The organism is Desulfovibrio simplex (assembly GCF_055387835.1).
Map to the genome: position 1 here is coordinate 1,234,831 of NZ_AP042377.1, position 10,115 is coordinate 1,244,945.

At 53.3% G+C, this 10,115-nt stretch carries 14 protein-coding genes and 1 pseudogene; 6 read left to right on the forward strand and 9 right to left on the reverse strand.

Annotated elements, in window-relative coordinates; translation table 11 throughout:
• The first annotated feature begins 91 nt into the window (after window positions 1-91).
• The 4 genes and pseudogenes from ACZ5DH_RS05070 to ACZ5DH_RS05085 all read left to right on the forward strand — a co-directional run bounded on the left by ACZ5DH_RS05070 (window position 92) and on the right by ACZ5DH_RS05085 (window position 2,562).
• Window positions 92-793: a lytic transglycosylase domain-containing protein gene (locus ACZ5DH_RS05070; RefSeq protein WP_257243237.1), complete on the forward strand. Its 702-nt coding sequence runs from the start codon at window positions 92-94 to the stop codon at window positions 791-793.
• Window positions 687-929 (forward strand): annotated as a pseudogene (locus tag ACZ5DH_RS05075) (plasmid mobilization protein); the annotation flags it as partial. The gene ACZ5DH_RS05070 and the pseudogene ACZ5DH_RS05075, both read left to right, overlap by 107 nt.
• The gene (gene traI, locus ACZ5DH_RS05080; protein ID WP_464256046.1) at window positions 926-2,236 is read left to right on the forward strand and encodes a TraI/MobA(P) family conjugative relaxase; all 1,311 of its coding nucleotides are present in this window, start codon (window positions 926-928) and stop codon (window positions 2,234-2,236) included. The pseudogene ACZ5DH_RS05075 and the gene traI, both read left to right, overlap by 4 nt.
• The gene (locus tag ACZ5DH_RS05085; RefSeq protein WP_464256047.1) at window positions 2,233-2,562 is read left to right on the forward strand and encodes a hypothetical protein; all 330 of its coding nucleotides are present in this window, start codon (window positions 2,233-2,235) and stop codon (window positions 2,560-2,562) included. Before traI ends, ACZ5DH_RS05085 begins: the two co-directional genes overlap by 4 nt.
• A 36-nt stretch (window positions 2,563-2,598) precedes the next feature.
• Here ACZ5DH_RS05085 and ACZ5DH_RS05090 read toward each other — a convergent pair whose 3' ends face one another.
• From ACZ5DH_RS05090 to ACZ5DH_RS05125, 8 genes are all read right to left on the reverse strand, one after another.
• A complete protein-coding gene (locus ACZ5DH_RS05090; RefSeq protein ID WP_092155290.1) occupies window positions 2,599-3,303 on the reverse strand; it encodes a cytochrome c biogenesis CcdA family protein in 705 nt (234 codons plus the stop codon).
• A gap of 84 nt (window positions 3,304-3,387) precedes the next feature.
• Complete coding sequence (locus ACZ5DH_RS05095; protein ID WP_092155292.1) at window positions 3,388-3,753, reverse strand: thioredoxin family protein; 366 nt, start codon at window positions 3,751-3,753, stop codon at window positions 3,388-3,390.
• Between the two features lie 57 nt (window positions 3,754-3,810).
• Window positions 3,811-4,254, reverse strand: a complete 444-nt coding sequence (locus ACZ5DH_RS05100) for an arsenate reductase ArsC (protein WP_092155294.1) — start codon at window positions 4,252-4,254, stop codon at window positions 3,811-3,813.
• Window positions 4,255-4,429: 175 nt separating this feature from the next.
• A complete protein-coding gene (gene arsM, locus ACZ5DH_RS05105; protein WP_218970747.1) occupies window positions 4,430-5,275 on the reverse strand; it encodes an arsenite methyltransferase in 846 nt (281 codons plus the stop codon).
• 6 nt (window positions 5,276-5,281) lie between these two features.
• On the reverse strand, window positions 5,282-6,328 hold the full coding sequence (gene arsB / locus ACZ5DH_RS05110; RefSeq protein WP_092155298.1) for an ACR3 family arsenite efflux transporter: 1,047 nt from the start codon (window positions 6,326-6,328) through the stop codon (window positions 5,282-5,284).
• 49 nt (window positions 6,329-6,377) lie between these two features.
• On the reverse strand, window positions 6,378-6,671 hold the full coding sequence (locus tag ACZ5DH_RS05115; protein WP_092155300.1) for a thioredoxin family protein: 294 nt from the start codon (window positions 6,669-6,671) through the stop codon (window positions 6,378-6,380).
• Window positions 6,672-6,687: 16 nt separating this feature from the next.
• Window positions 6,688-7,740, reverse strand: coding sequence for a permease (locus tag ACZ5DH_RS05120; RefSeq protein WP_227327197.1), 1,053 nt, complete (start codon window positions 7,738-7,740; stop codon window positions 6,688-6,690).
• Between the two features lie 170 nt (window positions 7,741-7,910).
• Entirely contained in the window at window positions 7,911-8,234 is a 324-nt protein-coding gene (locus ACZ5DH_RS05125) for an ArsR/SmtB family transcription factor (protein ID WP_092155304.1), read from the reverse strand.
• A 551-nt stretch (window positions 8,235-8,785) separates the two neighbouring features.
• Between ACZ5DH_RS05125 and ACZ5DH_RS05130 the strand changes: the two genes are divergently transcribed.
• The gene (locus ACZ5DH_RS05130) at window positions 8,786-8,998 is read left to right on the forward strand and encodes a hypothetical protein (RefSeq protein WP_092155306.1); all 213 of its coding nucleotides are present in this window, start codon (window positions 8,786-8,788) and stop codon (window positions 8,996-8,998) included.
• Between the two features lie 419 nt (window positions 8,999-9,417).
• A complete protein-coding gene (locus ACZ5DH_RS05135) occupies window positions 9,418-9,732 on the forward strand; it encodes an antirestriction protein (RefSeq protein WP_092155086.1) in 315 nt (104 codons plus the stop codon).
• Between the two features lie 45 nt (window positions 9,733-9,777).
• On the opposite strand, the gene ACZ5DH_RS05140 is transcribed toward ACZ5DH_RS05135, so the two are convergent.
• Window positions 9,778-10,020: a hypothetical protein gene (locus ACZ5DH_RS05140; protein WP_092155084.1), complete on the reverse strand. Its 243-nt coding sequence runs from the start codon at window positions 10,018-10,020 to the stop codon at window positions 9,778-9,780.
• Window positions 10,021-10,115: the final 95 nt, after the last annotated feature.

The window sequence follows — 10,115 nt, forward strand, 5'->3', positions numbered from 1 at the left end:
AGGCCCACCTTGCGGCGGTTCTCTTCCCGTCCTGCCCTGCGGGGCTGTGCTTATTCGCCTTCGGCTCAACACAAAACAAGGCAGAACTTCAATGAAAAAAGGCATGGCGCTTTGCGCCGGGATTCTCCGTTTGCTTCTGGCGGTTTCTCCGGCCAGCGGCGCGGATGCGGCTTTGCCCCCGGATGAGGGCACCCATATCCCCGCCCGTCTGGTGGAATCCGTGGCCCGTCAGGAATCAAGCCTGAATCCGTGGGCTGTGAACGTGGCGGGACGTGATTTTTATCCGGTCAGTCGGGAGGAGGCAGAGCACATCATAACGGCGGCAGAACGGGCGGGCGCTTCCTATGACGTGGGGCTGATGCAGATCAACCGTTGGTGGATACGCCGCTACGGTATTTCTCCCGCGTCATTGTTGAACCCGGACATAAACAAGAAGTGGGGAACCTGGATACTGGCCCAGGAGATTGCCCGCCACGGCTACAATTGGCGGGCCGTGGGCAAATACCATTCACCGGACGCCGAACGCGGCAGGCGCTATGCGTGGCGCGTGTACCGTTATTATGCGTCCCGGTCGGAACCTGGTTCACCCACGGGCAAGGAGCGTTTTCATGCCGAGCAAAAAACTGGCGCTCAAAACCTATCTGACGCCGGAGGAATACGACGTTGTTCTGGCCAGCGCCCGCAAGGCCGGATTGTCTCTTTCGACGTTCAGCAAACGGGTATGCCTTGGCTTTTCCGTGCCAAGTCTGGAACACCAGGAAGCCCGGCTGGAACTCCGGCGCTTGAAAGGTGAGCTGGCGCGGCTTGGCGGCCTGATTAAACAGGCGTTGGCCAGCGGCGCGGACAGGAGCACGGTTCACCGGCTTTTACATGAACTTGACGCCCGGCAGCGGGAACTGCAAGCGGCTATCGCCAGGATTGAAAGATGATCAGCCGACGCATCCCCATAAACCCGACGCATGATCGCTATCCCCGTCTTGCCGCGTACATTGCCGACGCTGGGCATGGTGGGGAAAAATGTCTTATGGCGTGGTGCGCGGGCTGTCTTGGCGGTGAAGATTACGCGGAAGGCGTCGCGGAAGTGGCGGATGTTCAAGATTGCAACACCCGCGCCCAGGGCGCGAAGACCTATCACTTGCTTGTGAGCTTCCGGCCCGAAGACGAGACTCGACTTGCGCCCGAAGTCTTTCAGGACATAGAGCGGCGTTTTGCCGCCGCCTTGGGGTATGCCGAGCACCAACGGCATTGCGGCGTACATCGGGATACCGCCAATATCCATATGCACGTCGCCTACAATATGATCCATCCGGGCACATACACCGTACACAAAGAGTTCCGCGATTACTGGATACGGGACAAGCTATGCCGGGAACTGGAACGTGAATACGGCCTGCATATTGACAACGGCCGGGAGCAACTCGGAAAGGACCGGATCAATGACAAAGCCGCCGCGATGGAAGCGCACAGCGGCCAGCAATCTTTCGTGTCCTATGCCAAGAGCCATGCGGAGGACCTGCAAGCGGCCCTTGCCGGAGCCGGAACATGGGAGGAAGTCCATGCCGCTTTTGCCCGTTACGGACTGGAAATCCGGCCCCGCGCCAATGGCCTGATTGTTCGGGACCGTCACAGCAAAAACGCTAACAGAGCGGCCAAGGCCAGCGACGTGGCCAAGGGGTTTTCCCTGAAAAAATTGCAAAGCCGGTTCGGGCCGTTCGTTCCGCCCCTGGCACCGGAACGCTTCACCGGGCAGGACCGCTATGAAGCCGCAACACTCTGCCGGGGACCGCACCGGGGAGAATTGTTCCAAGAGTACAAGCGGGGAATTGAAAACCGCATAGCCTGTCTGCAAACGCTGAAAGAAAAGGAGGATGCGACTCTGGACGCCATCCGTCGCAAATGGGAAGTAAAGCGGAATGAGCTTGACCGGCTGAACATCGCCAAGCGCAACCGGCGCAATCTGATCGCCATTGCCCGCAAACGCGAAGCCGAGGAAAAGGCGAACGCCCGGCTGTCGTTTCAGGAGCCCCGGCAGGAGGTTCGTCGGGAGATTCCCTATGCGTCATGGACCGCTTTTTACAATGGAAGACGGAACAGGGCAACGAAACGGCTCTGTCCATGTTGCGTTCACACGCAGGAGGGGCCGAGCCGGAAAGAGAACAGCGGCCCCCGGATGTTGCCTCCCTACGGGCGCAGTTTGCAACCAGGGAAAGGAACGCGCAAGAAGCGCCGGGCGTGAGCGGCAAAGGCAAGACGCGCCTGTTGGCCGCGCTGCGTATGGAACGGCTTGTAGCGGAGGAGCGCCAGCGGCATGGAGAAAACACCCCCTGCATGTTCGACGGAATCACATGCCGGGTAGATGGAAAAGGCGTGGTGATTTTCACCATTCCCACCGGGGGCACCGTGCGCGATACAGGTAAGACGGTGCTGTTTTCCGCAGGGGACGCGACGGCGCGGGAAGCGGCAAAACGCTACGCTCAAAGCAAATGGGGGCTACGCATTGTCATGGAGGAAAACGGTTTTTCTCTCGGAAAAGAAAGAGCGCGGGAACGTGGCGGACGGTAAGAAAACATCCGCCGAGTTCCCGCATAGAAAAGTCTCTCAGACTATGAATGGAGAGACGGCGAAATACAGACCGATGCCGATCACCAGCAGTCCGGCCAGCTTTCTCCCCCATTGAGTCGCAAGACGCATTCCTTTGGCTTCCACAAGCCGCTGACTCAGCGCCACGGAACTTCCCGCCAGAACAATGGGCAGGCAATGCCCCAAAGCGAAAAACAGGATCAAGGCTATCCCTTCGACAACTCTCTGTTGTACGGTGATAATGGCCAGAATGGGCGCGATGAAGCCGAATGTGCATGCCCCGGATAAAATGCCGTAGGAACCACCCAGGATAAAGGCCCCCCGATACCCCCGCATGGTGAATCCGCTCAGGGTCTTGCCCGGCAGGCGGCACTTGGCAACGCCCATGAGGTCTAGGCCGAGCCAGACCAGCAAGACCCCCACCGGCACCCCCCATAAGGGGGAAATATCCCCCAACATGCGGCCGAGCAACGAACAGATCACGCCCACCACGGCGATGGAGAGGAATAACCCCAGGCTGAACACGCCAGCATATCCCGCCGCTTCTCTCCCTTGAATCTCGTGCCCCTGGCCAGCCACGTAGCCCACCATGAGCGGGATGGAGGCCAGATGACACGGACTGAACAATACGCTGACCATACCCCATAGAAAGCAACCGAGAACCGCTAGCGCAAAGGTATCAGTCATCCACATATTGATGGTCAGTAAAAACTGGTTAAACACGTATTTGCCCCAGGTAAAGCGTGAGAGAATAAATATGGGAAAAGCAACTTGCGTAGCTTTTCCCTGTGTGCCTGCCTAAACAGTTTATTCTGCAAGCAGAGCATCAATTTTTGTTTTTATACTCGCCTCATCTAAGAAACCTGTATGGCGTTCCCGCTCATTTCCTTTTTTGTCATAGAAAATTTGTGTCGGTATGGCTTGTATCCCGTATTCAGATTTCATGTTTGGATTTTCCCAAACATCAACAAACAATATGGAGGCTTTGCCTTCATAGTATTTGCCGACTTTTTCCAGAACAGGAGCCATCATTTTGCATGGAACACAGCTTTTTGCCCCTAAATCAAGCATTGTCACCGTATTGGGAACAGGAATTTGTTCCGGCGCGGCATAGGCGGCGGAAAAAGACAACATGAGGACAAAAGTGGAAAACAACAGCGAACGCTTGAACATGGTTGCTCCTGATAAAGTGCTAGAGTGTTTTAAAAAGTTAGGGCAGAACAAAACCGGCTAGGCTTGTTCTGAAAATAATTCAGGGTGGGCTTGGGGAAGGTTGCCCACAAAGTCGGCTATCTCATCACGTACTCGTCGGTAGTATGTCAAAGCCTCTTCCTCGGTTTTGGCGTTTTTCGCCAGTCTTGGCGGATCGTCAAATCCGTGATGCTCAATTTTTGCTCCACCGGGAAAATAAGGGCAATTTTCCGCCGCGTCTCCGCAGAGCGTAACGACCAGATCAAAATCGACGGGCGGCAAATCCAGGAGACTTTTGGGGAGGTACGTGGAAATCATTATCCCCTTTTCCGCCATAGCCTGTACGGCCAAGTAGTCCACTTCACGGGCCGGAGCAGACCCCGCCGAGTGAACTTGCAATTGTGGCCACAGCTTCCGCGTCCAGCCTTCGGCCATTTGACTGCGACAGGAATTACCCGTGCAGAGGAAAAGAATTGTCTTCATGATGACTCCGTAGATAAAGTCTATTATTTGTTATTTGGCAATATAGCAATATATATGCCACTATAACATGCTTAAAATATTATATTTATGTTTCACCCTTCTGTATCATTTTTAACCATCTCTGTGTCGGTTGGATGAAAATGATACAGAAGAGCATCGTGCAACTTCAAACAGGCTATGGTTTTTGCGCGGAAACGATGGCGCTGGTCATAACATCGTGGAGCGTCTTTTCCGGGGGAAGCGATTGACGGATTTTCGCGTACAGAGGATCGTCGCCCGATTCCATAGCTTCGATGTAGCCGGACTTCTTATCCAAAGAGATATGAATAAAGCCGCATTCCTTAAGAATGTTTTTCGTTTCTTCCAAGAGAATGGCCCCGGATATGCAACCGACCAGGGCCGCAACGGAATCCATCACGTTTTCCGGGAGTTCTTCCAGCAGCACAATATCAGATACGGAAACCTTGCCGCCGGACCGCAACACACGGAAAATTTCCTTCCAGACTTGCGGCTTGTCGGGGGAAAGGTTGATTACGCAATTTGACAGAACCACATCCACGGAGTTGTCGGCCACCGGCAAATGTTCGATTTCACCCAAGCGAAACTCGACGTTATCAAGACCGGAATGTTCCCGATACCATACGCAGGCGTTCCGCGCCTTGTGAAGCATTTCCGCCGTCATATCCACGCCGATGACCCGGCCGGATTTCCCGACTCGCGGGCCTGCCTGAAACACATCGAAGCCGCCGCCCGATCCCAGGTCCAGAACCACGTCCCCTTCTTTCAGAGAGGCCAGGGCCAAGGGATTGCCGCAGGAAAGGCCCATATTGACGCCTTCCGGCAAGTCGTTAATGTCGTCTTCCGAATATCCCAGACTTGCGGCCAAGGTTCCCGCATTGGCGCTTGAGCAACAGCCTTGCCCACTTCCACAACATGATTGCGTGGAACCCAAAGCGATACCGGCATAACCTTGGCGGACTTTCGCCCGCATTTCTTCTTTTTGGGTACTATCCATCGTCATTGCTTCCTATGACGCATACCAGCGTCTTTTGATCCATAAGGACACATTGACCAGCCCGATCAGCACCGGCACTTCCACCAGCGGGCCGATAACGGCCACAAACGCCTGCCCGGAGTTCAAGCCGAACACCGCGATAGCCACGGCAATGGCAAGCTCGAAATTGTTGGAAGCCGCTGTAAAAGAGAGTGTTGCCGACTGTTCGTAATTGGCTCCGGCCTTCCAGGAAAGATAAAAGGATAACAGAAACATGAAAATGAAATACACGAGCAACGGAATGGCCACCCGGAGCACGTCAAACGGCAGTTGCACAATGTAATCCCCTTTGAGGGAGAACATCACCAGAATGGTGAACAGCAACGCGCGTAACGCCCACGGGCTGACGCGGGGGATAAAAATATTTTCGTACCAGTCCAGTCCCTTGACCTTAAGTCCATAAAGCCGGGAAAGAATCCCGCCCAGGAACGGAATGCCGAGATAAATAAAAACGCTCTCGGCTATCTGCCCCATGCTTATATCCACTACAGCGCCTGACATGCCGAGCCATCCGGGCAACACTGTAATGAATACATAAGCGTACACAGAGAAGAACAGCACCTGAAAAATGGAATTGAACGCCACCAAACCGGCGCAGTATTCACGGTCCCCGCCCGCAAGGTCGTTCCAGATAATCACCATTGCTATGCAACGGGCCAGCCCGATGAGGATAAGCCCTATCATATATTCCTGATGACCGGAAAGAAACGTCACGGCCAGCAGAAACATAAGAGCGGGACCGATGATCCAGTTTTGCGTCAAAGACAGCAGAAGAATTTTTTTATTTCTGAAAACCTTGCCGAGTTCTTCATATTTCACCTTCGCCAAGGGCGGGTACATCATGACGATAAGCCCGATAGCGATAGGAATGTTTGTGGTGCCGACCTGGAAAAAGTTGATCACACTTCTGACGCCCGGCGCGGCCCATCCGAGCATCACACCTATAAACATGGCGAAAAATATCCACAGCGTCAGATAGCGATCCAGAAAAGATAACTTTTGTAAGGTGGATTGGCTCATACTCCCCTCCAATGGCAATAACGGGGCGGGTACACCGCCCCGTTCACGGTTAGCACTTGCCGCCGCAACAGCAGCCGGTGGAAGTCGAATGAGCGGAAGCATGAGCGTCCGGCGTAGCGATCCAACCCATGACTTCGGACTTGGAAGGCACACGGCCAGTACACATGACGTTGTTGTCGATGACCACGGCGGGCGTGGACATAACGCCGAGCGCCATCATTTCTTTCAGGTCCGTGACCTTTTCAACCGTGGCGGCACTTCCCGCATCCTGCACGGCGGCATTGACGACGTTTTCCGCTTCTTTGCACTTGGCGCAACCGGGACCGAGAACTTTGATCAACATGACGACCCTCTTTCGGCTAAAAGATTTGTGTTTGGAGGATATTGAACAGCCAGCCCACTACCGTGAATATAACCAGCAACATGCCCAAGAAGAGGGCCAAAAGCTTCCAGCGCATGACCTGTTTGAGCATGAGCACTTCCGGCAGACTCGCCGCTACCGTGCTCATGCAGAAGGCCAGCGTCGTGCCCAGAGGCAGTCCCTTGAGCAGCAGGCTTTCCATAATCGGAATAATACCCGTGACATTGGTATACAGCGGAATGCCGATAGCCACGGCCACCGGGACGGACCACCATTGACCGGCTCCCAGGTTTTCCGTGAACCATTCCTGCGGCACATAGCCATGAAGTAACGCGCCAAGGCCCACGCCGATGATGACCCACAGCCAGACCTTTTTGAAAATACTGCTCGTTTCAGAGTAGGCGAACGCATGGCGTTCCATGAGGCCCATCTTGGGAGCTTCGCCCGCTTCCACAGCGGCTTCTCTGGTGGACGCATTCTTCATGGCGTCCAGCAAAAAGGGTTGCAGCCAACGTTCCGCACGGAGCGCGTCCATGATGATCCCGCCCACAATGCCCGCAAACATGCCCACCACCACATAAATGATCGTAAACTTCCAACCCAGCAGTCCCCACAGCAGGACCACGGCGATTTCATTGATTAACGGCGAGGTGATGAGAAAGGACATAGTTATGCCCAAGGGAATACGGGCCGTGGTGAACCCCAGGAACAAAGGAATGCTGGAACAGGAACAGAACGGCGTGATAGCCCCGAAGCCCGCGCCTAAAAAGTAGCCGATTCCCCGGCCTTTTCCCGCCAAATAGTCCCGGACCCGTTCAACGTGCATCGCGGCCCGCAGCCAGCCGATGACGTAAACCATAAGAACGAGCAACAAGAGAATCTTTGCCGTGTCATAGAAAAAGAACTCGACGGAATCCCCCAATGGAGTGCCTTTGTCGATGGAAAAAAGATCATAGGTCAGCCATTGCGAAAGCGGCACAATGACGGAATAGACCGCACTCCACAGCACCAGAGCAGCAATGCCGATCCCGAAATATCGCGTCTTGTTCACTTGCGACGGGATGGAAGGGGATTGCGGCGCTTCGGACTTTTGACAAGCGCACTGAACCGAGGGAGGTAAAACCTGTTTTTCTTCTGGTACGCCCGCACAGCATTTTGACATCTTGCTAACCTCTTAAATTTTCTTTATTGGCAAAATTGCCAATATTACGAGTAAAAAAATTACCCTTTGTTCAGCATGTCCATTTGCGAAAGGACACGCTTTTCCACGATTTCTCCGGTGCAGGACAGAAAGGTGTCCAGACAACAGAGAGCAAGGCGGTAATAGATGTTTGTCCCTCTTTTTTCAGTGAAAACCACCCCCGCTTCCCGGAGTACGGAGAGATGCTTGGAAACAGTGGACATATCGTCCCCTACCAGAGCTTGCAGATCGCAGACGCACTTTTCACCGTCTCGCAGGGCATCCACCATGAGCAGGCGGCTCGGATGACCAAGCGCCTTAAAAATCTTGGCTTGTTCCGAGATATACTTTTTGTACCGGTCCATGTTTTCATCCTTGGCTTTTCAGCAAAATAGCCACTTGAATTTCTCTTGTCAAGATTGAAAACCATCATTGCTCAATTTCGCCATTGTCTTGTACGGCAAACGGAAAACAGGGATTGAGTATAAGAATGTAGTTGCATTAATTAGATATGCTATATCGTATATATGGCAAAAGCTGTCTTACCCGGCTTGACTTATGTTGCATAATTCAGGACAAGAAGACAGTGGAATAGTTCTCTGTTTCACTTTTTTTAGAAAGTATATTTGGTAAAAATGCCAAATAGCCAATAAATTAAGAGGAATTTCTTCATAAATCGGGCGCTCGTTTGTGAAGAGCGCGGGGACTCTTTCCCGGCCGGGCCGGGCTGTTGCCCGCGAACCACGGAACAATGGCAAACTGAGGACGTACATCTTCGACGCACAACCCTGGTTGATGTTCGGAAGATTTACAGCGCTTTCAGCGACGGCTGCAATCTGACAGTCAACCCGGAGTATGCCTACCGGCCGGATCGAGGGTAAGCCAGCGGACTGCCGAAACTCATGGGAGAGAAATTATGAACTCTGCCGAACAGCGGTCGATCCGGGAATTTGAAGAAAAAGCCAAAGAACTTGTCAGCTTGATGTATGCTATGACAGAGGCGGAGCTTGAAAAAGTCCGCGTCCCCGACCTGTCGAATCCGTCAACGCGGAAGCATAAGGCGCTTATTGTGGCCGCACTTACGGTGGACAAGGCCATTATGGCATTCATCGCCACCTTTGAACTGTAGCTTATGAAAGTGGCCCGCATTCCCTGTCGGAAAGCGGGCCACTTTTACCGACAGGGGTGCGCGTGAACGCGCAAGGCCTGCGCCATCGTTAGCTTTCTTTCCCTTCCGTCTTGTGCAGCTTCGCCGGGCGTTCCGCCCGTACTCGCTTCCGCGCCGGACGGTCATTCCCGCTCATTCTGGCACGGGCCTTTCCCCTGTGCTTTCTTGTTTTCGCGTTGCCGTGTTTTGGAGCGGTTACCCGTGGGAGCTTCACTTGCTTGTGAAAGCCCTACGGAGCACCGCCATAAAGGTGGTCAACTCCAAAGGGAAAAACTCCCAGGAGTGGCGCAAAGGAAACTCAGAACATCATCACCGCGAATATGGTAACCGAAGAAGACCGCGTAGATTTTTTCCCCAAGCATTGCGCCCGAGCGTTTCTGATGTTTGAATCTCATGTGTATAACTGGATGCGGCGGCTTTGCCCGAATTATGACGGCGTATTCTGGCAGTTTTACGAACTCAGCAACGGCGGTTTTTATATGGCCCCGGAAACGGCTACGCCGGTTCGCATAGTCTGCGAGGGCAACTATTTTAATGAGGAAATGTCCGCCGACGCGGCGGGAATCGTCGTGACGCTGTTCACTTTGTCCCATATGGCGGAACGTGTGCCGAGTCTGGCGGATCGGTATTATGATTTGATGGAGTATATTGATTGCCACCCCGAAGCCGGGAAGATTTACGCCGCCATTGATTGACGGAAAGGCCCGCGTTCCGTTAGGGAGCGCGGGCCTTTCTGACGGTCAGCGATTTTTATTCGATTGAGAAAGGACTGACCCTGCTAAGGATTGCGTGGTGTCGGCATACTTGTCACTTTGAAGCACCCTAGAGGCCAATGCTTCCATATCTGCGCCTGTTTCTTTTCCACTTGCAGCTTGTGACAGAACAGAACCGGCGAGAGTTTTCTGAACTTTGGACGCTCCTTTGTCTCGCAAAACTTCCGATGCTAAACTGGCCATTTCTTCACTAGAGACTTTCTTGTTCATAGATACCTCCAAATATAGATATTTTTATAGAATAATTTCTAAAGATTGGAGGTCAAGAATAGGAAATCAATTTTTGGTGATATTCCCCAAAAAAA